Raw genomic sequence first — 25,229 nt, forward strand, 5'->3', positions numbered from 1 at the left:
GAAAAAATGAGAATATTTAAAGGTATTTTGTTGCTTTTAGTATTTTTGCTAATAGCTTGTTCAAATGATGATAAAAAAGTCATAAAAGTCGGTGGAACTGTGATTTCAAAAGTAACTTATGATGCTATTAAGCCTGTTTTTGAAAGTAAAGGCTATAAAAGTGAATTTATTTTACTTGATGCAAATCCAGTTTGCCTTGAGGCTTGTAATAGTGAAGAAGTTGATATTTCATTAGGTCAGCATAAAAAATTTATAGAAAATTATAATACTAGTAAGGGTGGAGATTTAGTGATGGTTAAGCCTTATGGTTATTATACGGGTATAGGACTTTATTCTTTAAAATATAAAAATATTGAAGAAATTCCACAAAATGCAAGAATTGCAATAATGAACGATGCTATGAATATGCAAATTGCACTTAGAATTTTAGAAAACATAGGGCTTATAAAATTAAATGAAAATGTAAAAAATCCTACAATTATTGATATTATACAAAATCCTAAAAATATACAAATAATAGATTTAGACCAAGCCCAAACAGTAAAAGCATTGGATGAATTAGATGCTGCTTGCGTGTTTTTTACTCATATGAGTAATGCTAAAAAAGACCCAAAAAGTTATTTAGCAAGAGATAATGAAATGATAAATGTTCCTATGGGTGTTATTGTAAAGGCAAAAAATGAAAATGCAAAATGGGCAATTGATTTTGCAAATAGTTTTAAAGATAAAGGTGTGCAAGATAAGATAAATGCTGCTTTTCCTGGAGTTTTTGAGTTTTATAAGGACTAATATGAATTATATTGATATTGTTAATACACTTTATTCTTCACTAATTTTAAAGTATAAAATTATAGGAATTAAATTAATTAATTCAAAAGAAGAATATGAAAAAATTGATTTTAAAGAGCCATCAAAGACTCTTAATTATTGTGCTATGGTAAGAATGGCTGCTATGGGAGCTGCTTATAAGGCAAAAGAAGCTGATTTTAAGTGCAAAAGTGCTCCTAGAGTATTAGGTATAAATCCATCTGATACATTGAATGATAAAGGACAAAGATGGGCTAGTTGGGGGCTTTATAAAGACGATAAAACAGCTTTTAATGTTCGTTCAAAATTAAACTACTTTAAAGAGCAAAATTATGGAGTTGTTATAGCTCCTATTGAAAATTATTTAAATTTACCTGATGTTATAATTTTTATTTGCAATCCTTATAATGCTATGCGTATTTTTCAAGGATATACATATAGTTATGGAATTTGTGATAATCTTGAAGTTATAGGAAATCAAGCAATTTGTTATGAAAGTACTACTAGAATTTTACAAAATAAAAATATAAGCATATCATTTTTATGCACAGGCACAAGACACAAGGCTGGTTGGGGTGATGATGATATGTCAATAGGGATTAATAAAAAATGTTTAGAAGGTATAGCTAGAGGTATTTTAAATACCATAAATCCAATGGAGCACGATAAAAAGAAAAAAATTATAGAAGAGAATTTAAAATTAAATAAGATAGATTATAAAGTAGAATATTCGTGTAATTACTACAAAAAAGCTTAAACAAATTTATATTATTTATTAAAAAACTTTTCATAAACTTATACTATAAGGATGGTTTATGGAAAATGTTTTAATGCTTATGATAGGTATGTCTATATTTTTAGCTTTTATTGTTATTTTAGCATTTGTATGGGGTTTTAAGAATAAACAATTTATAGAAAATAGGGGATTTTTAGAGCTTAATGATAGTGAGGAATCATTACAAGATGCGATTATTTTAGAAAATCGTAAAAATGCGTTGAAAAATCAAAAAAAAGCTTTATTCTTAGATAGAGATGGTGTTATAAATAAAGATTTTTCTTATGTTTATGAATTAGAAAAGTTAGAATTTATACCTAATATTTTTGAAATTGTTAAATTTTTTCAAGATAAAGGATATTTAATATTTATTATCACGAATCAAAGTGGAGTAGGGCGTGGGTATTTTACAAAAGAACAAATGGAAAATTTTAATAATGCAATAATTAAAGAATTTTCTAATCATCAAATAAAAATTACTAAAATTTATACTTGTTTGCATACTCCAGCTGATAATTGTGAATGTAGAAAACCAAAAGCTGGATTAATTTTTAGTGCAGCAAATGAATTTAATATAGATTTAAATAATTCAATTTTTATAGGTGATAAACCAAGTGATATGCAAGCAGCTTATAATGCAAATATTAAAAATCGTTATTTTTTTAGTGATGATTTTAGTGAGGTTTCGTGTAAGCAAATTTGTAATTTATTAGATGTTAAAAAGGATTTTGAATGAAGGATATAAAAGCACTTGTAGTGGGAGATTTAATATACGATATTTATGTTTTTGCAAATTGTAATAGAATAAGTCCTGAAGCACCTGTTCCTGTAATTACTCCAACTAGCGAGAAAAAGGTCTTAGGCGGAATGGCAAATGTTGCTAGTAATCTAGCTTCTTTAGGGGCTAGTGTTGATATATTAAGTGTGTTAGGAAATGATGAAAGTGCAAAATTTATTGAAAATGAACTAAAAATTCAAAAAATAAATTCCTATATTTTAAAATTAAATGATAGAAAAACATCTACAAAAACTCGTATTTTTGGTTCAAATCAGCAAATTGTAAGAATTGACATAGAAAGCACAGATGAAATTAGTGAAGATATTGCTAATAAATTATTTTCTATGATAGAACAAAATACTTATAATGTTATAGTGTTTAGTGATTACGCAAAAGGCGTAATAACCCCTTATTTAGCTAAAAAATTGATAAATTATGCAAAAGATAAAAATATTTTAACATTAGCTGACCCAAAAAAAGATTTTTATAAATTTAGTGGAGTTGATATCATTACTCCTAATTATAAAGAGGCTTGCGAGTTTTTAGGTAAATTTAATGATAAAGATGATTTTGAATTGAATAACGCTTTAATGAAAATGCAAAATGAGTTAAATTTAAAAATTCCTTTAATTACATTAGGTAGTAATGGTATAGCAGCACTTTATGATAATAAATTAAACCATCATTACGCTCTTGCTAAGGAGGTTTTTGATGTTACTGGTGCAGGGGATAGTGTTATATCATCGTTATCATTTTTTCTAGCGAATGATTTTAGTATTAGTAAAAGTATAGATTTAGCAAATAAAGCTGCGGCTATAGTTGTGGGAAAAATCGGTGCTGTTAGTGTTGGACTTGATGAAATTATTAACTTTGATAATGAATTTTATAAATGCAAAGATATTAATGAGATAAAAGAGCTTAGTAAAGGAAAAAAAGTAGTATTTGCAAATGGGTGTTTTGATATTTTACATTATGGGCATTTAAGTTATTTAAGAAGTGCAAAGGAGTTAGGAGATATTCTTATAGTAGGGTTAAATTCAGACGATAGTGTAAAAAGACTGAAAGGAAATAAGCGCCCTATTAATGATATAATGACTAGAAAAGCTATGTTAAATGCTTTAGAGTTTGTGGATTTTGTATGTGAATTTAATGAAGATACACCACTTGAAATAATAAAAGTTTTAAAACCTGATATTTTAGTAAAAGGTGCTGATTACGAAGGAAAAGTAGTAGTTGGAGCTGAATTTGCTAAGGAAGTTAAATTAATAGAATTTAAAAAAGGTTTTTCAAGCACAAGTATTATAGAGAAAATAAGGAAAAATAATGATTAATAAATTAATGTATGAATTAAACGAGCATAAAAATGCTTTTAATAGAATTGATGAAAAATATTTAAATGAGATTATAAAAGCTTATGAGATTATAAAAAAAGCTTTAGAAAATGGCAAAAAAATATTGATTTTTGGTAATGGTGGAAGTGCTGCAGATGCTCAACATTTTGCGGCTGAATTAAGTGGTAGATACAAAACAGAAAGAAAAGGCTTAAGCGCTATTGCACTTAGCACAGATACTTCAGCGCTAACAGCTATAGGAAATGATTATGGATATGAATTTGTATTTGCTAGACAGGTTGAAGCTATTGCAAAGCAAGGTGATGTAGTATTTGGAATAAGCACGAGTGGGACTAGTAAAAATGTGATTAAAGCGCTTGAAGTAGCAAATAGTATGAATTGCGAGTGTATTTTAATGGCGAGTGAGAAATTAAAAGATAGTCCATATTTTACTTTAAAAGCTCCTAGTTTAGATACTCCTAGAATCCAAGAAGTGCATATTTTTACAATTCACAGCATTTGTGAATTACTTGATGGGTATTTTAAATGATTTAGTAATGAGATGTTTTTTATTTTATTATTATTAAGAATTATTAAATAATATAAATAAATTAGTAACATAAGGAGGGTTAAATGAGTTATAGTTTTACTTTGAGTGATTTGGAAAAAGAATTAAAAATGATTCCTTTTGCAGGGACTGATTATTTGATTGATAGATTAAAAAGAGACGATTATAGAGGAAAACATCTATCGCAACATAATAGATATACAAAAGATGATATTTTTATTATTTTAGATGAAATAGATAAAATTTTGAATAAATATAATTTGCAAGTGTTACAAATAAGAACCACAGATATGAGTAAAAGGCCGAGTAATACACCTGATGAATTGCAATATGCCGAGCTTACTAGCAATATTGCTAAGAAAATGGATAGAACCACTCAAGATAGTTTGAGAAAAAACCACTTAGTAGATATGGCTAGAATGGGGTTTGTTAATAGATTTAATAACAAAGGTAAGTTAAACAATCCACACATCAGGTCAAATACCAAATATATAAATATCACAGAATTAGGATATAAATTTTTAAATAACATAAGAGAAAATAAAATTTTTGATGCTGCTAGGTTTTGGTCTTTAGCCCTAGATAATTTACATTGTGGTTTTGATACTAAGCTTTTAAAATTTATGCTTTTGTTAGATACTAATAAGATAAAAAGTATTAGCGAGATAGAATTTATGCTTTTTGTTACTGAGATTGATAAAGTAAAATTTAATGATGTTTTAGAATATATTAAAAGTTTTAAAAAATTATCAAGATTTCAAAGAGAAAAGATAGTAGAGATTATCAAAAAATACGCAAATCCTAAAAACAATGATATCTTTAAAGGACTTGATAAAACTAAAAAAAGAGATTTTCATAATTGGATAAATGAAACTCAACAGCTTTTTATGTTGTTTGATTTCGGTATCTTATTTAGCGTTGGGGAGATAAATAAAGATGAATTAAGTCTAAGAAGCAAACAAAATAACGGTATAGTAAAAAACCCAGTAAAACTATTAAATCGCTCAAATAAAACAAAAGACGAATACTTTATAAACCATAAAATTGATAAAAATACAATTAAAGGAAAAGGCTATGAATTGCACCACATAGTGCCATTGCTTTTAGCTAAAACAGAAGAAGAGTTTTTAGAATTAGACCGTTGGGAAAATTTAATTTTAATAGATGCACATAGTCATTCAATAATAAGTCAAAATTGCAGTAAAAATATAAAATTAGATTTTAATGATTATGATATGAATTTTATTGATTTTAGTATACCACCACATATAGTAAAATGCTTATATGATAAAAATGTAAAATATCTGAAAAGCTTAAAAGAAGTTTTAGAAAAAATTAATGAGATGTTGCTAAATTCTATTTAATAATTAATATCAGTGCCAAGATATAGCCTATTTAAATCTTGGCAAACTTTTAATCCTATTCCACTACCTGCGAATAAATCTAATACCACATCATGTTCATTGCTACTAGCTAAAACCATTCTTTTTATCATTTCATAGGGTTTTATTGTTGGATGCTTTTGTTTTTGTGTTTTGCCATTGATTTTTTCTTTGTGTTTTTGGCTAGTTATCCCCCATACTTCGGTACATAATTTGCCATTTGGATTAGGATACCATCTTTTACCATTTTTTAAGATTCCTTTTTTTAATGCGTGTTCTATCCTTTCTTTGCTTTCATATTCTACTCTTATACTATCAGCGTTAAAAGTGTATTTTTTATCGTGCATTGTATAAAATAATATGCTTTCACTTGCATTGTTATATTTTTTCTTAGCGTTAGCAAAACCGTCTTTTTTATGCCAAGTAATCCAGTTTTTAAAATAGCAACTTTTGTTTTGTAGATAATTTAAAAATAAAGCATTATTAAAAGGGGTATTAAATATATAAAAACTACCATTAGGTTTTAGTTTTAGTAATACTTCATCTATCCATTTGTAGCTAAATTTTAAAAAATCATCTAAAGTTAAAAAAGTGTCCCAATCTGCGATTTTTAAATTATAAGGTGGGTCAATTATCGCTAAATCAACGGAATTATTTTCTATAAATTTTAAAAAATCAAATACATCAAGGTTATAAATTTCATTATAATTTAATTTCAAAATAGACCTTCTAATTTTTTATTTATGACATTTTTGTAATGTTCGTATAATTCATAACCTATATATTTTCTATTTAGCATTTTAGCCACTCTTAATGTAGTTCCACTTCCTGTAAAAGGGTCTAAAACTACATCATCAATAAAAGAAAAAAGCTTTATTAATCTATAAGGAATTTGCTCAGGCATTATAGCAGGGTGTATTCCAAAAGCTAAATCGCCTTTACTAGGAATAGGGATATTCCAAATTTGTTTGGTGTATTCTACCCATTCGCTTTGAGTTAATTTACTTTTTTCTTTTATTTCTTGAGATTTAAATTTTGGCTTACCATCTTTTACAAAAACAACTATAAATTCGCTAGTATTTTGTGCATAAAAATTGCCTGGATAAGGATACGAGCCAAACATCAATCCTTTAGAAGTATTAGTTCTATTCCAAATATACAAATCATATAAAAATAAATTAGTATTTTCTAAAATGCTATTTTGAATGCTGCTTTGTAAGTCAAAAATATGCCTATTGTAATGAGTATTTAAGTCTTTTTTAAGCATTGGCATTAAGGGTACATTTATGCAAATTTTGCCATTTGGCTCTAGAACCCTTTCGCACTCTTTCCATACATCAACCAAGGATTTTATATATAAATTAAAATTATTCATATTTCCTATATCACCGTTTAAAATTTCTGAATGCTTAAAATTTTGAGTTCCGTTTTTGCTGTAATCTTTAATATTAAAATATGGTGGAGATGTAATTATAAGTTTTACTGAATTATCTTTTACTTCACTCATATTACTAGAGCTTTTATAAAAGACTTTATTTATCATATTTTTCAAATTAACCCTTGTAATGCATAATACTAGTAATTATATTTTTTTAAGTTTAAATTGTAGTTAATTAGTTATATTTAAAAATTAATTAAGTAAAAAATTAAGTTTATATTGGATTTATTTTATATTTTTTTTACATTAATAAACACTTTTATATTATAGTTAAATATATTTGGTAGAATTACCAAAATTAATAATGAAAAAAATAAAAGAAAACAGTCATTAAAAAATTCAATAAGTTTTTAATCGGCGGTACACCTAGTAGGAAAAATCATTTATACTATGGTGGAAATAATTTATGGGTTAGTATTGCTGAAATGAATGGCAATATAATATCTGATACAAAAGAAAAAATCACAGAACTAGGTGTAAAAGAATCAAATGTTAAGTTAATACCAAGTGGGACTACTTTATTAAGTTTTAAATTAAGCATAGGAAAAATAGCATTAGCCGGAGCTGATTTATATACAAATGAAGCCATTGCTGGGCTTATACCTAAGGATAAAAATATAGTTTTAGATAAGTATTTGTTTTATCTATTTAAAAATAAAGTTATAGATTTAGATCTAAAAAATAAAAATACATTTGGCACTAGCTTAAATTCTCAAATTTTAAAAGATGAAGTTGAAATACCATTAATACCTATTGATAAACAAAAACTTTTAATCAACATTATAGATAAAATAGAGAATAAAATTCTTGAACTTGAAAGTTATCAAAATGATATAAGTAATAAGATAAATGGAATATTAAATAAATATTTAAGAATATAATTTTTAAATGATAGTGAGTGGGGAGGGGTAGTAGAATTGTTGAAAATGTAGATGATATTTATATCCCTTATTTTGATACACAAAGTCAAATTTATAGAAAATTTTACCCTGATTTTATTTTTTGGTTAAAAGATAGAGCAAGTGGAATTGAGAGCATATATTTTATAGACCCTAAAGGTTTAACTTGTAGTCAAAATTCGATAGATAAAATAAAAGGCTTTGAAAGTATCTTTAAAGTAAATGGAAAAAGTCATAATGATATAAAAGTATATTTATATTATTACAATAATAAAAACCCTTTAGATGGCTATAATGATTATGTGAGAGGTAGTATTACAGATATTTTTATTTAGTTACTTTAGTAGCTAAATAAAAAATTATTAAATATTTTATATTTTTTATGTAAAGTATAAGAAATGATAGATTTAAAAATAATGCGATAAATTACTGTTGAATTTATCAATTTTATTTGTTTGGTTAAATATGTATTGTAAAAACTAGTGATTTATTTTTTATTTTAATAAATGAGTTAAGTGATAAAAACTTAGAGCTTATTTTACAGCAATGGTATTAAAGGCTATTGTACTTTTGTTAAAAATTTATTTTTGCTATAAAAAATTATTTGATTATTAGTTTTATTTAGAAATCAAGATTTTTATAAAAATTATATGGATGATAATATTAATACAATGATTAATCAATGTATATTTAATATATAAAAAATTAAAAAGTTAAATTCCTAATAGTATATTTTTAAATATTAGTGTATTTAAAAAATTTAAAATAGAATATTTTTGATATTCAAAACAAATATTAGTTAATATTAAGTTAATTATGATGTTAAGGTGTAAAATTATAGTTCATCAAATAAGTTTTTAATATAATCTAGACAAAATTTTTTAATGTTATATAAATTTAAAATATTTGATATTTCAAAATCTTATGATAATAATATTTAAAAGATATTAAAAATATAAAATTAAATTATAAAATTATGAAAAATTAGCTACTATCATTAGACAAAAATAAATATGAAAAGTATAAAAAACTTATAAATGACATAATATACAATAAAGATTTTAGTGCAAATTCATATCTTAGTGATGATAGATACTGATTAATCTAATATTGAGTAAGTAATTTAAAAGTATGCAATACATATGATTATTTTACAGATTTATAAATTTAGTTTTGTTTATTAGATAAAGATTTTGTTGAAAATGTATAAATAATATTATTAAAAGAATATTTATCTAACTGATAAATATTCTTTTAATTCTTCACTAATTGGAGATAGTTTGCCATCTTTTATATGAACTAATTTTATAAAAGCTTCAAAAATAGCTTTATCATCTTTATAAATTATTTGCTTTAATTCTAAACAATATTTATCAAATCCTACAAGAATATTTTTAACTTCTAAAATATCTCCTAATTTAGCAGGTGCTTTATAAATAGCCTTAATTTCTCTTAATGCAAAAGGATTTTCTTTTAATAAATCTTTTCCTTCATTAGCGAAAAACCATTCGCTCCTAGCTCTTTCACAATATTTTAAATAATTTGTATGATAGACAATCCCCATACAATCAGTATCTTCATAATAAACTCTAATTTGCATCCTAATCCTTAAAAGAGTATGGCTATAAGCCGGGTTTTGTCTTGGATAATCATTTATCTACTTACTATTTCACAATAGCACTCTAGCGAAGGGTTTAAAATATAAGATAAAAACCACCCCTTCTTGCTGCAGGTTGGGTTTATAAGCTGAATTGCTTTTACTCGCATAATCACTGGTGGGCTCTTACCCCGCCGTTTCACCTTTACCTAAAATTAGGAAGTTTATTTTCTGTTACACTTTCCCTTAGATTGCTCTAGCCATCTGTTAGATGGAACCTCATCTTATTGCAGCCCGGACTTTCCTCTTAATTAAAAGCGATTATCCACCATACTCTTACGCCATTTTAACTAAGCTTGTTTAAGATAAAGAAAATTAAAGGAGTAAAAAATGTATAAATATAATTTATATTATCCAGCAGGAAATACTACAGCTTTGGTTATTGGTATTAATAACTTAGATTTTAAAAGTATAAATAATGAGATTTTATCTAAGCATAAAGATGTTGAACAAGTTGGCTTTATACAAGATTATGAATTAAAAATGGCAGGTGGAGAGATTTGTTTTAATGCTTTAAGATGTGCGGGAAAGTATTTTTTAGATACTAATAATTTAAAAACTACAAAAATTAAACTAAATGATAAAGATTATTTATGCGGTATTAGTAGCAGTGATTTTATAAAAGATAATAATATTAAAAAACTATATAAAGATGATAATTTTTATTATTTAAGATTTAAAAATGAATATAAATTAAATAAGCTTGATGATGATATATATTATGTAGATTTAGGAGATATTTTTCATATTATTTATACGAAAAAATTAAATTTATCTAAAATTAATTTAAAAGAATTTGCATATTCATATTTAAAAGATAATGATTTTTTAGACAAAAAAGCAAGTGGTTTTATGTATTTACAAGGTGATTGCCTTGAGCCTATTGTCTGGGTAAGAGATATTAAGACTTTATTTTATGAGAGCGCTTGTGGGAGTGGGAGTTTTGCTAGTTATTTATATTGCAATGAAGTTTTAGGTAAAAATTATTTAGCGCTAAAACAACCTTCAAATGAGTATTTGTTTTTAAGAGAAGTTGATGGCTTTATAGAAATTAGCTCAATTATTAAAGATATTACTAATTTATGATACAAAAATTGCTAGATTTATAATCACTAAATTATAGAAATTAAATTAGAAATTTAGATTTTAAAATTAAAATTTAAAAGCTTTTAATTTCAAGATTTTATATTATAAGCAAATTATTACATTTAAAATTAGTAATAATTATTCTAGCTATGTAGTGATATGTTTTATAAGTTATATGCTAATAATTTGAAGTCTAAAAATTAAATTCCTATTTTAAATTATTTAAAATAGGAACTAAAATAATTAAATATTAAAACATTAATCCATCTTCTTCTTGTTGTTTTAATATGTCATTTCTACTTGCTTTTGGTAAAGGTGATTTATCTGTATAAAACCAAGTTTTACCATCAATTACTCTTTTTTCAACGCCTTTTGGTATATCAAAAGTTCTTTTAATATTTGGATTTTCTGCTAAATATTTTTGCATAAAATATCTAAATACAGGAGCAGCCGTTCTAGCACCACCTTCATAATATTTCATAGGCTTATTATTATCATTACCATACCAAGTTATTACTTGAATACTAGGCGTAAAACCTACAAACCAAGCGTCTATACTTTTATTTGATGTCCCTGTTTTTCCAGCTACTTCAAGTCCTGCAATTCTTGCTGCACCACCAGTTCCGGCTGCGACAACATTTTTCATCATATCAATCATTAAATAAGCTTGTTCAGGTTTTACAAATTCTTCTGCTTCTTTGGTTTTTAACTCAATTTCATTACCAAATTTATCAGTAACTTTTGTAATCAATCTAATAGGTTGTTTTGTTCCATAATTTGAAATAATGCTATAAAGTTCAGCGTAATTATAAGGACTAACACCAAAAGAACCTAATCCTATTGATAAATCTTGTGGAACATTTGTAAAACCAAATTTAGTAATTGTTTGATGAACAAAACTAAGGCTAGTATCAAGTAATAAGTTAATTGTAGCTAGGTTTCTACTTTTTGTAAGTGCTTCTTTAAGAGTGATTAAACCATTAAAATCTTTTCCATAATTTTTAGGCTTCCAAATCATTTTCTTACCCTGTGCATCACGAGTTTCAAATACTCTCGCAATATCAGCAATCTCACTAGCAGGTGAATATCCAAGATTTAAAGCTGTAAGATATACAAATGGCTTAAAGCTTGAACCTACTTGGCGATTACTCATAGTAGCACGATTAAAATTACTTTTATAATAATCAACCCCACCAACTAAAGCTAAAATATCCCCGCTACTAGGCTCTGTAACTATCATAGCTCCATTGATTTGGTTTAAATCTATATCTTTATCTCTTTTGATAAGTTCATCATATCCAAACTTAATAGCTTCTTCAGCTATTTTTTGAGTACTCAAATCAACACTAAGTTCAACTCTATAACCACCTGTTTTAATGTCTTCAATTCCCATAGCTTGTAATTGTCTAATAGCTTCATCTATTACATAAGGAGCTTTATTTTGGGTTAAACTCTCATCATAAACAATCGGTTTTAAAGCTACATTTTGTTTATATTCAGCTTCACTAATCCAGCCTAAATCATACATTCTTTTTAAAACCGCATTAGCTCTTGAAAGCGATAAATCAATTCTTTTTGTAGGATCATATGTGCTAGGAGCTTTTGGTAAGCCAACTAGCATAGCCATTTCTTTAAGGCTAAGTTCGTTTAATTCCTTATGAAAATACCCAGCTGCAGCTGTTTTAATCCCATAATATCCATGCCCTAAAAATATAAAGTTTAAATATCTTTCTAATATTTGTTCTTTTGTTAGATTTTTTTCAATTTCATAACTAATTATTGCTTCATTTATTTTTCTTTTAATACTTTTTTCACTTGTTAAATAATGATTTTTCACAAGTTGTTGAGTAAGAGTTGAAGCACCTTCTGCTAAGCGACCTTTTTGAATATCTTTAATAATTGCTCTAAAAATAGCATCAATATTAATTCCTTCGTGTTCAAAAAAACTCGTATCTTCAATAGCAATTAATGCTTCAATTAGTCTTGGTGGAATTTCTTCAAATCTAGCATAAGCTCTATTTTCGTTAAAAACATTTGCAAGTAAAGTGCCATTTCTATCATAAAATTGAGTTGTTAAATCTACATCAAAATCTTTAAAATCAATGTTTTTATTTTCAATATTACTTAGAAAATACCCAATTATTGCTACTGATATGATAGAACAAATTGCTATAAAATAAAATATTTTTTTCATAAAATTCCTTATATTATTGTACTAATTATTAATGCAAAAAGCACACCAATAAGTGATATTAAAATATTAAGTGGAATAAAATAATAAATTATTAAAGCAATTTTTTCATTGCATATTAATAATTTATTTTCTTTTGCCGCTACACATAGTGTATATTGATAATATATGTATGATAAATTTATAGTTAAAAAAACATATAAAGACCATTGTGTTGATGCTAACGTATTAAACATAGGATTTGTTCCATTATCAATAATTGCATATATAGTGCTTAAAGCCATTATAATCATCAATATAAAAAAGGTATAAATTTGCCTTCTTAAAATATTTAAGGTTTTTATTAAAGCATTTTCATTTTCACAAAAATAAAAAATAGCATTTGCTCTAATTCCTATATGAAGACCTATAAAGCAAATTCCAGCTAATAAATGAATAAATGGTAAAAGAAGGCTATTTATATCTAGCATATTACCTTCTTGATTTCGTCTTTTGCTAAAGCTAAAGCTTCATTAATTTTGCTAATATCTTTTGCACCAGCAGTAGCAAAATCATCTCTACCGCCGCCATTTCCGCCTAAAAATTGAGCTACAATCTTAGCTAAATTTCCAGCCTTAACGCTAGTATTTTTTGAGCCAACCGCAATGCTTACTTTATTGTCTTTACAAGTGATTAAAACAATAACAGCTTTATCAAATTTATTTTTAAACTCATCTATGTCTGCTTTAATATCAAGCCCGTTATATTCACTAACACAAACATTAATTCCGTTAATAATCTCACTATTTAAATTATTAGCACCATTTTTTAAAGCGTCTTTTAGTTCTTTTATTTCATTTTTTAAATTCTCAAAACTCTTTAAAATATCATTTGTTTTTAGACTTTTTTTGATATTTTCAAATTCCGCAATCAAATTCCTTGAGTATTCTTTAGCAGCCTTACTTGCTATTGCTTCAATTCTTCTAACACCAGCACTTACTCCGCTTTCTTTTAATATTATAAAATCGCCAATTACTGAAGTATTGCTAACATGAGTTCCACCACAAAGCTCAATGCTATCTCCTAAAGTTAATACCCTTACTTTATCGCCATATTTTGTATCAAAAAGCGCCATTGCACCGCATTTTTTTGCACTTTCAATATCAGTTATTTGAATATTTGAATTTGTAGCTTTATAAATCATATCATTTACAATATCACTAATTTGCTTTAGCTCATCTTCGTTTAATGCACGGGTAAAATTAAAATCAAATCTAATTCTATTGTAATCAACAAATGAACCTGCTTGAGTTGCATTTTCTCCTAAAACCTTTCTTAACGCATAATGAAGCAAGTGAGTAGCACTATGATGTCTTGCGATTTCTGCTCTTCTTTCGGTATCAATTTTGATTAATAATTCATCATTTACATTAAAATCACCTACAATTTCAACTAAAGCTAAATTAATATCAAAAAATTTCTCAACTTCAAGCACATTTGCAACTAATTTATCATTTTTATAAATACTACCTAAATCGTAATTTTGCCCACCACTTGTTGCATAAAGCGGAGTTTTATCAAACATTAGCCAAGCTTTTTTGCTTTTAATTCCAATTTTAAATTCTTCATCTAAAGCAGCTAATAATTTTGCTTTAATTTCAGTGTTTTCATATCCAACGAACTCATTTAGACCGAATTTATCTAATAATTCTTTAAAATCTCCGTGAGTTGCTTTATCCCCACTACCTTTCCAATTTGCTTTAGCTAATTCTCTTTGTTTAGCCATTAGTTCATTGAATTTGTCTTCATCAATTTTAAGATTTTTTTCTCTTAACATATCAAGAGTTAAATCAAGTGGAAAGCCATAAGTATCATATAATTTAAACGCAACTTCTCCACTAAAAATATCTTTAGTATTGTTTAATTCATCATTAAAGATTTGCATACCTTTTTCAATAGTATTTAAAAATCTCTCTTCTTCGCTTAATAATTGCTCTTTTACAAAAGATTTTTTCTCATTTAAATATGTATAATGCTCTCCCATTAATTCACAAACAATATCTACTAATTTATACATAAATGCACTTTTAAATCCTAGTAAATATCCATGTCTTAAAGCTCTTCTTACGATACGGCGTAAAACATATCCTCTACCTTCTTTATCAAATGTTACGCCTTGAGCTAGTAAAAATGTAGCTGAACGAATATGATCAGCAATTACTCTAAAGCTTGCTCCACTTTTATATTCATATTTTAAGTTTGCTAAACTTGCGATTTTTTCAATTATTGGCATAAATAATGAGCTATCAAAATTGCTAAATTTACCTTCTTTAATAGCACTTACACGCTCAAGTCCCATACCCGTATCAATGCTAGGTTTTGGTAGTTTTGTCATAGTTCCATCAGGGTGTTTTTCAAACTGCATAAAAACTAAATTCCAAATCTCAAGAAATCTATCTCCATCTCCACCCATATAATCTTCATCACTTTTAAAATTTTCTTCACCTTGGTCGTAAAAAATCTCACTACAAGGACCACATGGGCCAGTATCACCCATTTGCCAGAAATTATCTTTATCTCCAAATTTATAAATGCGTTCTTTTGCAATGTGTTTTTGCCACATATTATAAGCTTCATCATCGTTTTCATGAACGGTTACATAGAGCCTATCTTTAGGTAATTTTATAATCTCAGTTACAAATTCCCAAGCATAAGCAATTGCTTGTTCTTTAAAATAATCACCAAAAGAGAAATTTCCTAACATTTCAAAAAATGTATGATGTCTTGCAGTATAACCAACATTATCTAAGTCATTGTGCTTTCCACCTGCACGAATACAAGTTTGACAGCTTGTTTTTCTAGGTGGATTTGGGCGTGGCACTTCACCTGTAAAAATACTCTTAAAAGGAACCATTCCTGCATTTGCAAAAAGCAAAGTCGCATCATCAGGCACAAGTGGGCTTGATGGGGTAATTTCATGACCTTTACTAGCAAAAAACTCTAAAAATTCTTTTCTTATATCCATTTTTATATCCTTATAATTTTTTATGATTTTAAGCAATTTATGCTAATAAAATAATAAAAATTATGCATTAGATTTAAATTTTTGGTATAAAAGAATTAATTATTAGAAAAAATTAGTAGAATGTGTCATTTAATTTTAAGGAAAAATGATGATAGCCTTTTGTAATCTTAAATCACAGTATGATAAATATAAATTTGAAATTGATGATAAAATACAGAATTTATTAAATAATACAAATTATATAGGTGGACAAGAAGTTAAGGAATTAGAAAATAATTTAGCAAATTATGTTAATGTAAAATATGCTTATGCTTGTTCAAATGGGACTAGTGCTTTATTTTTAGCATTGAAAGCTTTAGGGATTAAAGAAGGTGATGAGATAATTACTACGCCATTTACATTTATAGCTAGTTCAGAAATGATTGCATTAATAGGTGCTAAGCCTGTTTTTGTAGATATTAGTGATATTGATTATAATCTTGACATAAATGAAATTGAATCAAAAATTACATCTAAAACAAAGGCTATTTTAGCGGTTTCAATATTCGGTCAAATGCCAAATTTAATTAAATTAAAAGAAATTTGTAAAAAATATAACATTTATTTAATTGAAGATGCGGCACAGAGTTTTGGTGCTAAAGATGATTTTAACAATGTTTCATGTAGTATAGCTGATATTAGCACGACAAGTTTTTTTCCTTCAAAGCCACTTGGATGTTATGGTGATGGTGGGGCTATTTTTACAAATGATGAAAATTTAGCAAACACAATAAATTTATTAATTAATCATGGAAGTAAGGAAAGATATTTACATGAAATTATAGGTTTAAATGCTAGGCTTGATACTATACAAGCTGGGATTTTAAATGTTAAATTTAAATATTTTGATAAAGAAATAGAACAAAGAAATAAGATTGCTAAAATTTATACTGATAATTTAAATAATTGTATAGTCCCTAAAGTAAAAGATGGTTATAAAAGTGTGTGGGCACAATATAGTATCAGGGTTGAAAATAGACAAGAAGTGATAAAAAAATTACAAAAAAATAACATTCCTACAGCAATTCATTATCCTACTCCACTACATTTACAGCCTTGTTTTAGATATTTAGGGTATAATGAAAAAGATTTTCCTATTGCTAAAGTGGTTAGTGATGAGATATTATCTCTTCCTTTCTCGGCGTTCTTAAACTATGAAGATCAAAGTAAAATAATTGAAATTTTTAATAAAGGAGAATAAATGAGAAAATTAGATCAAGTTGGGTCATTTTTAAGACCTATAAAGCTTAAGACAGCTAGAAGTGAGTTTGCTAATGGAAAAATTACAAGTGAACAATTAAGAAAAGTTGAAGATGAATGCATTAAAGAGTTGTTAATTGAATGTGATAAAAATGGGCTTTATTACTTAACAGATGGTGAATTTAGAAGAAGTTGGTGGCATTTAGATTTTTACTGGGGATTTAGCGGTGTAGAAAAAGTAATAAGAGAAAAAGGATATATTTTTAAAGGTATTGAAACAAGAGCTGAAGGTGTTAAAATTGTAGGAAAAATTGAATGTAAAAATCATCCATTTATTAAAGATTACGCAAGATTAGTTGAGTTAGCAAAAGAATTAAATATAGATACTAATCGCTTAAAATTAACAATTCCAAGTCCAGCAATGTTTATTTATATGTTATTTATTAGAGGTGGATTTAATGTTGAATTTGAATATTATGGAAAAGATTATGCAAAATTAAAAGTTGATATTTTAAAAGCATATGAAGATTTTTATGCCGAATTTAGTAAAGTTGGTGGTGTATATTTACAACTTGATGATGTTAGCTTTGGTTCGTTTTGTGACGTAGATTTTAGAGCAAATTTAAGTGCAAATAAAGTAGATGCGATTAGCTGTGTAAATGAATATGTTGATTTTTTAAATAAGAGTTTAGATACAATGCCTAAAAATATTACAACTGGAATTCACATTTGCAGGGGTAATTATAGGAGCCATTTTAGTGCTAGTGGTGGATATGAATATGTGGCACAGAAATTATTTGGTGAACTTAAAATAAATAAATTTTTCTTAGAATTTGATAGTGATAGAGCAGGGGATTTTAATCCTTTAAGATTTATAAAAAATCAAACTGTAGTTTTAGGATTACTTACAACTAAAGTGAAAGAAAACCCTAGTTTAGATGAGTTAAAAATTAGAGCAAAAGAAGCTGCAAAGGTTATAAATTCAAAACAAATAGAATTTAGTACTCAATGTGGTTTTAGTTCTACAGAAGAAGGTAATGAAATTACATTTGATACTCAATGGGAAAAAATTAATCTATTAAATAATTTAAATTCTAGCTTAGAAAAAGAAGGATTTTTTGCGTGAATATTGCATTAATAGGCCTTGGTGTAATGGGTAAAAACCACTACACCGAGCTAAAAAAAAGAGATATTAATTTATTTTTACACGATGTTATAAAACCTAATTGGTTAGATAATTATGATAATTTTTTTATAAGTATTGATGAACTTTTAAAAAATAAAATTGATGGAGTTATCATAGCTACTCCTACTAAATTTCATTTTGAAATTTTTAAAAAAATTTATAAAAATATTAAAAATATTCTAATAGAAAAACCATTAAGTTTTGATATGAAAGAAGCTTATAGTATTAAAGAATTAGCTAAGGATAATAATGTTTGTGTAGGATTTTGTGAAAGATTTAATCCAGTTAGTTTGATGTTTAAAAAACTTATTGCAGATGAAAATATTTTAAGTGCAAATTTTATTAGAGTTTCACCTAAACCAGAAAGAATTAATGATGTTGGAGTTGATTTAGATTTAAGTGTTCATGATATTGATTTGGCTAGTTTTTTTGGTTTAAAAAATAAATTTGATATATTTAAAAAGAATTTTCCTTGTACTACCATAAAACTTCATTCAGATAATATTGAAATATTAGCTTCATGGGATTTTAATATTAAGATTAGAAGGGCTTTAATAAATACAAATGTAAATACTTATGAATTAGATTTTTTAAATTGTAAAATTTTAAAAAATAATGAAAATATAGATATCATAAAGCATTCTAGTTTATATATAGAACATGAAGAATTTATAAATTTAATAAAAACGAATGATTTTAATAATTTAGCAACTATTGATGATGCAATTTATACTCAAGAAATTTTAATAAATTAATTATATGAAAGGATAAAAATGTTAAACAATTTATTGGTTTTTGATTACGAAGATGTGCAGTTAATTCCTGCAAAATGTATAGTTAATTCTCGTTCAGAATGCGACACAAGTGTAAAATTAGGTAATAGAAAATTTAAATTACCCGTAGTTCCTGCAAATATGCAAACAATTATAGATGATAAGTTAGCTATAGATTTTGCGAAACAAGATTATTTTTATATCATGCATAGATTTGAACCTAGAACTAGAATAGATTTTACAAAAAAAATGCATAGCTTAGGGTTATTTTCATCAATATCAGTTGGAGTTGGAGAAAGTGAGTATAATTTAATAAAAGAATTTAAAAATCAAAATATAACACCTGAATATATTACTATTGATATTGCACATGGGCATAGTGAAAGTGTTATTAAAATGATAGGACATATTAAAGAAAATTTACCAAATGCTTTTGTAATAGCAGGAAATGTCGGAACTCCTGAAGCTGTTAGGGATTTAGAAAATGCTGGAGCTGATGCAACTAAGGTTGGTATTGGACCTGGTAAGGTATGTATTACTAAGCTTAAAACCGGTTTTGGAACTGGTGGTTGGCAGCTTGCAGCACTTCGCTGGTGTGCTAAAAGTGCTAAAAAGCCAATAATTGCAGATGGTGGTATTAGAAATCACGGAGATATAGCAAAATCAATTCGTTTTGGAGCTACTTTTGTAATGATAGGCTCATTATTTAGCGGACACGAGCAAAGTCCTGGAAAAACCATAGAAATTGATGGTAAAAAAATGAAAGAATATTATGGCTCAGCAAGTGAATTTCAAAAAGGTGAGCGTAAAAATGTAGAAGGTAAAAAAATGTATGTTCCATTTAGGGGAAATATTTTTGATACCTTAAATGAAATGAGAGAAGATTTGCAAAGCTCAATTTCATACGCAGGTGGAAAAGAACTTCGTGATATTAGAAAAGTTGATTATGTAGTGGTTAAAAACTCAATCTTTAACGGAGATACTATTTAATTTTCTAAGATTGTTAATGTTTAAGTCGTTTTATTTAACTAAAAAATGGTTTTTTTGGGCTTGGGGTGGAACGGCTTTTATATTGCTTAGCTTATATGCACAGACTTGGTTGAATGTTCAAATTAATGCTTGGTATAAAGATTTTTATGATTTGTTACAAAAAGCTCCTAAGGATAGTACATATGAGCAATTTATAAGTGAATTATTTAATTTTTCTTACATAGCCTTTCCTTATGTTTTAATATCTACTATTACAGCTTATTTTTCTAGACTTTTTGCATTCGCTTGGAGAGAGGCTATAACATTTGCATATTTAAATCAGTGGAAAAATAATAATGAAAATATAGAAGGCTCATCTCAGCGTATTCAAGAAGATATTTATCGTTTTGCAAAAATTATTGAGAGTTTAGGTATTAGTATAGTAAAGGCTTTAATGACTTTAATAGCATTTTTACCTATACTTTATGAAGTTGGGAAAGGTCTTAAAACTCCAATATTTGAAAGTGATTTTTCTCTAATTTATTGGGCTATTTTGGCTAGTATAGGTGGTCTTATAATATCATGGTTTGTTGGTATTAAATTACCGCATTTAGAATATAATAATCAAAAAGCAGAGGCAAAATTTAGAAAAGAATTAGTTTTAGCAGAAGATGATAGAAAAAATTATGCTAGTGATAAGACAATGTTTGAATTATTTACCGGTCTTAAGATTAACTACAATAAATTATTTTTACATTATGGGTATTTTGATATATGGCTTTATACTTATGAACAATTTATGGTAATTTTTGCATTTATTTTAGTTGGTGAGAATTTATTTTTAGGTACTTTGTCTTTAGGTGTATTAATACAAATAAATAATGCTTTTTCTAATGTACGAGCGAGTTTTAGTGTTTTAACTCAAAATTGGACTACAATAACTGAACTAAGAAGTATATTTATAAGATTAAGTGAATTTGAAAAACATATATCATTTAAGTAATTTAAATTGAATTTAAATTACTTCTTTTTAATAATAGCACTTATTAAAAATATCATAGATATAAGTGTTAAAATATAAAAAATATAGCTAAATATTGGATTAGATATATCATTTATATTATCTAATTTTTTAATTGAAACTATATTAGGAAATTTATCTAGCATATTTATTCTCCATCCATAATATTTAATTTGTACTAATGATTTTTCATCTAAAAAGCTTACAGCATTAGCTTGTATATCAGCAGAATTAAATTTGAAATAAAAAGGAAAACCCCATCTAGTATCTTCATTTTTATAAACTCTACTTTTTTCATTATCTTTTACATATATAAAATACGTATCCTTACTTAACTCGGGTGTATCTTGTGCTAGTTTTGTTTTATCAATTCTTTTTACTTCAGCACCGACAATATTTACAGCTTTATAATTAGGCATAGAATAATTGATAAACAATATTAATAATAAATGAAAGATAATAACAAATAAAATCATTACTTTTTTAAATAAATTCATAACATTCTCCATAAATTTTCATAATTATAATTTAAAAAAGTATTTTTTAGACTTTATTATAAAATTAAATACTTCTTAGTTTTTTAATCTCATCTCTATAAAATGCTGCTTGTTCAAAATCAAGCTCTTTTGCTGCTAGGTGCATTTTTTCTCTTAATTCATTTACTAATTTAGCCCGCTCATTTGCTGGCATTTTTTCTATTTTTGATTTTTTTATAGAAACATTATCTTCGTTTTGTTTTAAAGTCTTTTCTAATTTTCGCTCAACACTTCTTGGAGTAATTCCGTGCAATTTATTATAAGCTTGTTGCAAGCTTCTTCGCTCACTCGTAATATCTATTGCTTCTTGCATTGATTTTGTGATTTTTTTAGCATATAAAATTACTTTTCCATTGACATTTCTAGCTGCTCTTCCCATTGTTTGAATTAAACTCGTAGTTGAGCGTAAAAAGCCTTCCTTATCAGCGTCTAAAATAGCTATAAGACTAACTTCAGGTAAATCAAGCCCTTCACGAAGCAAGTTAATTCCAATTAACACATCAAAATCTGCATTTCTAAGACCAATTATCAATTCATTTCGCTCAATTGCATCAATATCTGAATGCATATATTTACATTTGATACCTAATTCTGTGTAGTATCTTTGCAATTCTTCTGCCATTTTTTTAGTTAGCGTTGTGATTAATACACGCTCATTTCTAGCAATCACCTTTTTAATCTCATCATATAAATGCTCTATTTGGTTTTCGCTATCAATTATGCTAATTTCAGGGTCAAGCAGTCCTGTTGGACGCATAATTTGCTGATAAACACACTCACCACTAAGCTCAAGCTCTAATTCAGCAGGGGTTGCACTCACAAATAAAAAAAAGCAATCTTTATTAATAAATTCATCAAATTGTAATGGTCTATTATCTAAAGCACTTGGCAATCTAAAGCCGTATTCAACTAGCACTTCCTTTCTAGCTCTATCTCCTGCAAACATTCCCCTAAATTGTGGCAAACTAACATGGCTTTCATCTACAATTACTAAAAATGGCTTTTGTTTTATTTTAAAATAATCAAATAAAGTATAAGGAGTTTCTCCTGCATTAAGCCCACTTAAATGCCTTGAATAATTTTCTATTCCTTTAGTCATTCCTGTAGTTTCTAGCATTTCTAAATCAAATTCAACTCGCTGTTCTAAGCGTTGTGCTTCTAATAATTTGCCTTGTTTTTTAAAATATTCTAACCTTTCATCAAGCTCATTTTTAATATCTTTACAAGCTCTTTTAAGCGTTGGAGTAGCGACTATAAATTGATTTGCAGCATAAAGTGTGAATTTATTTAAATCTTTTATTTTTTTATTATCAAAAGTATTAAAAGTATAAATCTTTTCTAATTCATCATCAAAAAATTCTAAGCGAATTGCATCATCTTCATAATAAGCTGGATAAATATATATAATATCCCCATTTACACGGAAATTCCCCCTATCAAAAAACGTATCATTTCTACTATATCCCATAGCTACTAAATGAAGTAATAATTCTTTTTGTTTATAACATTTGCCTACTTCAAAAAACTCTACCATATCAATATATTCAGCAGGATTTCCTAATCCATAATTAGCACTTACACTTGCAATACAAACGCAATCATCGTATGCTAAAAGCGAAGCAGTTGAGCTTAAACGAAGCCTTTCTAAATCATTATTAACCGAGCTATCTTTTTCTATAAATGTATCAGTTCTAGGAATATAAGCTTCAGGTTGATAATAATCATAATAACTTATGAAATACTCCACATGATTATTCGCAAAAAAGCCTTTAAATTCGCTATATAATTGCGCACAAAGTGATTTGTTATGGCTCATTATTAAAGTAGGCATTTTAAGTTTATTTATCACATTTGCCATTGTAAAGGTTTTACCCGAGCCTGTAACTCCTAAAAGAGTTTGATATTTTTGTCCGTTTTTTACACCATTTACAATTTTTTCTATTGCTTGTGCTTGGTCAGGTGATGGTTTATAATTACTAATTAACTCAAACATTTTAATCCTAAAAAATAATTTTTATTATTATATTAACTATAGGTAATTAAAATTATATCTTTAAATTTCGTTAAGGATATGGTATGAATGATTATACAATAACGTCGGCTTTAGATAAAAAAGTAGCAGAGTTAATAGAAAAATATAAATTTGTAGTAAGTGAAAATGAGAGATTATTAAATGAATTAACCCAATCAAAAGCAAAATGCGAAGCTCAAACTTATCAAATTAACAGACTAGAAGAGGAATTATTAAATAAAAATCTAAAAGATGAAGAAATAGAAAGAATGATAGAGCAAGTAATTGGAAACAACAACTAAATTTACGATAGTTTTAGGTACTAGAAGCTATACTTTTGCCGTGCCTGATGGCGATTTTTTAGCTAGTATTAATAACGATATCAATAAGTTAAAAAATGAAAATGGCAGTATAGAAAATACTGCTTTTATTAGTCATTATTTAAATGTTTCATACTTAAAATTTAAATTAGATTTAGAATATGAAAAATTAAAAAAAGAAAATAATAGTTTAAAAAATGAATTAAATAAGTTAGAAAAAGAGTTATTAGAAATTTTAGATAAATTTAAAGAAAATTAGGAGTGATTATGAGACAAGCATTTTCTTTAATAGAATTAGTATTTGTTATAGCAATAATAGGTGTTATATCAAGTATAGCAGTCCCTAAATTTTTTGCCACTAGAGAAACTGCTGAAATAGTTAAATTAAAAGAACAGGTTGAATCAATTAGAAAAGGCATAGAAGCTTATGCTGGAGCTAAGTATATAGAAACAGGTAGTAAGGATTATCCAGATGGATTATGTTATAATTCAAGTGGAAATATTGATAATTGCAATGATTCTTTAAAAAATAATAGATTGATTTTTCAAGTAGTTATGCAAACACCTCCGGTAGCTAATGTAAATTGGATTGGCTGGACTAATTCTTTAACCAACCCAATATTTTTATATAAAATCAAGAAAAATATTCAAAAAGGTTATTTGTTTGAATATGATAAAGGAAATGGAACTTTTAAGTGTATAGATTCACATAGTAAGTGTGCTGTAAACACTTGTGCTTTACCTTGTAAAGACTTAGGAGAATAATATGAAAAAAGCTATGAGTATGATGGAGATTATTTTTGTAATAGTAATCATCGGTATATTATCAGGTGTTGCTATCCCTAAGTTATTTATCAGTAGAACCGATGCTGAAATTTTAAAATTGCAAGAAACCGTTGCTTTAATTAGAGTAGGTATAGAAGCTTATGCTAATGATGAGCTATATGCTAGTGGCGTAAAAAAATATCCAGATTCGTTATGTACTGATAGTGCTGGTGCAGTAGCTAAAAGTTGTCAAAATAATTTTAATAAAGGTAGATTTTTTACAGCAGTATTGCAAAATTCAGTTGAGTATGGTAGCAAAAAAGGTACTTGGAATGGTTGGACTACGGCTAAACCAGAGAGATTTATTTATTATGTCAATAATAATAAGGAAGGTTTTGAATTTACATATGATGCTAGCAATGGCCTTTTTAAATGCGAGAAAGATTATAATAAAGATTTAACTTGTGCTATATTTGATAAATAAGGAATTTAT

26 protein-coding genes and 1 other RNA gene are annotated in these 25,229 nt (G+C 26.6%); 18 read left to right on the forward strand and 9 right to left on the reverse strand.

Annotated features, from left to right (window positions below; all coding sequences use genetic code 11):
- Positions 1-6 precede the first annotated feature (6 nt).
- From NY022_RS04420 to NY022_RS04445, 6 genes are all read left to right on the forward strand, one after another.
- Positions 7-789, forward strand: coding sequence for a MetQ/NlpA family ABC transporter substrate-binding protein (locus NY022_RS04420; RefSeq protein WP_267523852.1), 783 nt, complete (start codon positions 7-9; stop codon positions 787-789).
- Between the two features lies 1 nt (position 790).
- Positions 791-1,564 carry a DUF169 domain-containing protein gene (locus NY022_RS04425; protein WP_267523854.1) on the forward strand — a complete coding sequence of 258 codons (774 nt, stop codon included), beginning with the start codon at positions 791-793 and terminating at the stop codon, positions 1,562-1,564.
- A gap of 58 nt (positions 1,565-1,622) precedes the next feature.
- Positions 1,623-2,318 (forward strand): cbb3-type cytochrome oxidase assembly protein CcoS, encoded by a 696-nt coding sequence (gene ccoS / locus NY022_RS04430; protein WP_267523856.1) that lies wholly within the window; start codon positions 1,623-1,625, stop codon positions 2,316-2,318.
- The gene (locus tag NY022_RS04435) at positions 2,315-3,691 is read left to right on the forward strand and encodes a bifunctional heptose 7-phosphate kinase/heptose 1-phosphate adenyltransferase (protein ID WP_267523858.1); all 1,377 of its coding nucleotides are present in this window, start codon (positions 2,315-2,317) and stop codon (positions 3,689-3,691) included. The genes ccoS and NY022_RS04435 overlap by 4 nt, the downstream gene beginning before the upstream one ends.
- Positions 3,684-4,241, forward strand: coding sequence for a D-sedoheptulose 7-phosphate isomerase (locus NY022_RS04440; protein WP_267523860.1), 558 nt, complete (start codon positions 3,684-3,686; stop codon positions 4,239-4,241). Before NY022_RS04435 ends, NY022_RS04440 begins: the two co-directional genes overlap by 8 nt.
- Before the next feature lie 83 nt (positions 4,242-4,324).
- Positions 4,325-5,623, forward strand: a complete 1,299-nt coding sequence (locus NY022_RS04445; protein WP_267523862.1) for a type II restriction endonuclease subunit R — start codon at positions 4,325-4,327, stop codon at positions 5,621-5,623.
- Here NY022_RS04445 and NY022_RS04450 read toward each other — a convergent pair.
- Positions 5,620-6,360, reverse strand: coding sequence for a DNA-methyltransferase (locus NY022_RS04450; RefSeq protein ID WP_267523863.1), 741 nt, complete (start codon positions 6,358-6,360; stop codon positions 5,620-5,622). The two genes, NY022_RS04445 and NY022_RS04450, sit on opposite strands and share 4 nt — an antisense overlap.
- Positions 6,357-7,148 carry a DNA-methyltransferase gene (locus NY022_RS04455; protein WP_267524043.1) on the reverse strand — a complete coding sequence of 264 codons (792 nt, stop codon included), beginning with the start codon at positions 7,146-7,148 and terminating at the stop codon, positions 6,357-6,359. The genes NY022_RS04450 and NY022_RS04455 overlap by 4 nt, the downstream gene beginning before the upstream one ends.
- Positions 7,149-7,432: 284 nt before the next feature.
- Between NY022_RS04455 and NY022_RS04460 the strand changes: the two genes are divergently transcribed.
- Positions 7,433-7,960, forward strand: a complete 528-nt coding sequence (locus tag NY022_RS04460) for a restriction endonuclease subunit S (protein ID WP_267524044.1) — start codon at positions 7,433-7,435, stop codon at positions 7,958-7,960.
- 17 nt (positions 7,961-7,977) lie between these two features.
- Positions 7,978-8,313, forward strand: coding sequence for a restriction endonuclease subunit R (locus NY022_RS04465; RefSeq protein WP_267523865.1), 336 nt, complete (start codon positions 7,978-7,980; stop codon positions 8,311-8,313).
- Positions 8,314-9,209: 896 nt separating this feature from the next.
- Here the strand turns inward: NY022_RS04465 and NY022_RS04470 are convergent.
- The gene (locus NY022_RS04470) at positions 9,210-9,578 is read right to left on the reverse strand and encodes a YbgC/FadM family acyl-CoA thioesterase (protein WP_267523867.1); all 369 of its coding nucleotides are present in this window, start codon (positions 9,576-9,578) and stop codon (positions 9,210-9,212) included.
- 9 nt (positions 9,579-9,587) lie between these two features.
- Positions 9,588-9,912: RNase P RNA component class A (gene rnpB, locus NY022_RS04475), an RNA gene on the reverse strand.
- Positions 9,913-9,965: 53 nt separating this feature from the next.
- On the opposite strand from rnpB, the gene NY022_RS04480 reads away from it, so the two are divergent.
- Positions 9,966-10,721 carry a hypothetical protein gene (locus tag NY022_RS04480; protein ID WP_267523869.1) on the forward strand — a complete coding sequence of 252 codons (756 nt, stop codon included), beginning with the start codon at positions 9,966-9,968 and terminating at the stop codon, positions 10,719-10,721.
- Between the two features lie 250 nt (positions 10,722-10,971).
- Here the strand turns inward: NY022_RS04480 and NY022_RS04485 are convergent, their stop codons facing one another.
- The 3 genes from NY022_RS04485 to alaS are packed head-to-tail and all read right to left on the reverse strand — an operon-like array spanning position 10,972 to position 15,916.
- Positions 10,972-12,915 carry a PBP1A family penicillin-binding protein gene (locus NY022_RS04485; protein WP_324287465.1) on the reverse strand — a complete coding sequence of 648 codons (1,944 nt, stop codon included), beginning with the start codon at positions 12,913-12,915 and terminating at the stop codon, positions 10,972-10,974.
- Between the two features lie 8 nt (positions 12,916-12,923).
- On the reverse strand, positions 12,924-13,382 hold the full coding sequence (locus NY022_RS04490) for a hypothetical protein (protein ID WP_267523871.1): 459 nt from the start codon (positions 13,380-13,382) through the stop codon (positions 12,924-12,926).
- On the reverse strand, positions 13,376-15,916 hold the full coding sequence (alaS, locus tag NY022_RS04495; RefSeq protein ID WP_267523872.1) for an alanine--tRNA ligase: 2,541 nt from the start codon (positions 15,914-15,916) through the stop codon (positions 13,376-13,378). The genes NY022_RS04490 and alaS overlap by 7 nt, the downstream gene beginning before the upstream one ends.
- A gap of 145 nt (positions 15,917-16,061) precedes the next feature.
- Between alaS and NY022_RS04500 the strand changes: the two genes are divergently transcribed.
- Genes NY022_RS04500 through NY022_RS04520 form a run of 5 tightly spaced genes read left to right on the forward strand, consistent with a single transcriptional unit; the run spans position 16,062 to position 21,086 of the window.
- Positions 16,062-17,156, forward strand: coding sequence for a DegT/DnrJ/EryC1/StrS family aminotransferase (locus NY022_RS04500; protein ID WP_420707983.1), 1,095 nt, complete (start codon positions 16,062-16,064; stop codon positions 17,154-17,156).
- Positions 17,157-18,281 carry a 5-methyltetrahydropteroyltriglutamate--homocysteine S-methyltransferase gene (locus NY022_RS04505; protein WP_267523874.1) on the forward strand — a complete coding sequence of 375 codons (1,125 nt, stop codon included), beginning with the start codon at positions 17,157-17,159 and terminating at the stop codon, positions 18,279-18,281.
- Positions 18,278-19,096 (forward strand): Gfo/Idh/MocA family protein, encoded by an 819-nt coding sequence (locus tag NY022_RS04510; protein ID WP_267523876.1) that lies wholly within the window; start codon positions 18,278-18,280, stop codon positions 19,094-19,096. Before NY022_RS04505 ends, NY022_RS04510 begins: the two co-directional genes overlap by 4 nt.
- Before the next feature lie 18 nt (positions 19,097-19,114).
- On the forward strand, positions 19,115-20,104 hold the full coding sequence (guaC, locus tag NY022_RS04515; protein ID WP_267523877.1) for a GMP reductase: 990 nt from the start codon (positions 19,115-19,117) through the stop codon (positions 20,102-20,104).
- A gap of 16 nt (positions 20,105-20,120) precedes the next feature.
- Entirely contained in the window at positions 20,121-21,086 is a 966-nt protein-coding gene (locus tag NY022_RS04520) for a putative transporter (RefSeq protein ID WP_267523879.1), read from the forward strand.
- Positions 21,087-21,103: 17 nt separating this feature from the next.
- On the opposite strand, the gene NY022_RS04525 is transcribed toward NY022_RS04520, so the two are convergent.
- Both NY022_RS04525 and uvrB read right to left on the reverse strand, forming a co-directional pair.
- Entirely contained in the window at positions 21,104-21,601 is a 498-nt protein-coding gene (locus NY022_RS04525) for a DUF1523 family protein (RefSeq protein ID WP_267523881.1), read from the reverse strand.
- A gap of 64 nt (positions 21,602-21,665) precedes the next feature.
- The gene (uvrB, locus tag NY022_RS04530; RefSeq protein ID WP_267523883.1) at positions 21,666-23,633 is read right to left on the reverse strand and encodes an excinuclease ABC subunit UvrB; all 1,968 of its coding nucleotides are present in this window, start codon (positions 23,631-23,633) and stop codon (positions 21,666-21,668) included.
- 83 nt (positions 23,634-23,716) lie between these two features.
- Between uvrB and NY022_RS04535 the strand changes: the two genes are divergently transcribed.
- The 4 genes from NY022_RS04535 to NY022_RS04550 are packed head-to-tail and all read left to right on the forward strand — an operon-like array spanning position 23,717 to position 25,220.
- Positions 23,717-23,953, forward strand: a complete 237-nt coding sequence (locus NY022_RS04535) for a hypothetical protein (RefSeq protein WP_267523885.1) — start codon at positions 23,717-23,719, stop codon at positions 23,951-23,953.
- Positions 23,937-24,230 carry a hypothetical protein gene (locus NY022_RS04540; protein ID WP_267523886.1) on the forward strand — a complete coding sequence of 98 codons (294 nt, stop codon included), beginning with the start codon at positions 23,937-23,939 and terminating at the stop codon, positions 24,228-24,230. Before NY022_RS04535 ends, NY022_RS04540 begins: the two co-directional genes overlap by 17 nt.
- Positions 24,231-24,238: 8 nt before the next feature.
- Complete coding sequence (locus tag NY022_RS04545) at positions 24,239-24,736, forward strand: type II secretion system protein (protein ID WP_267523888.1); 498 nt, start codon at positions 24,239-24,241, stop codon at positions 24,734-24,736.
- Position 24,737: 1 nt separating this feature from the next.
- Positions 24,738-25,220 carry a prepilin-type N-terminal cleavage/methylation domain-containing protein gene (locus NY022_RS04550; RefSeq protein WP_267523890.1) on the forward strand — a complete coding sequence of 161 codons (483 nt, stop codon included), beginning with the start codon at positions 24,738-24,740 and terminating at the stop codon, positions 25,218-25,220.
- The last annotated feature ends 9 nt before the right edge of the window (positions 25,221-25,229 follow it).

The organism is Campylobacter sp. MG1, from assembly GCF_026616895.1.
Lineage (GTDB): Bacteria > Campylobacterota > Campylobacteria > Campylobacterales > Campylobacteraceae > Campylobacter_E.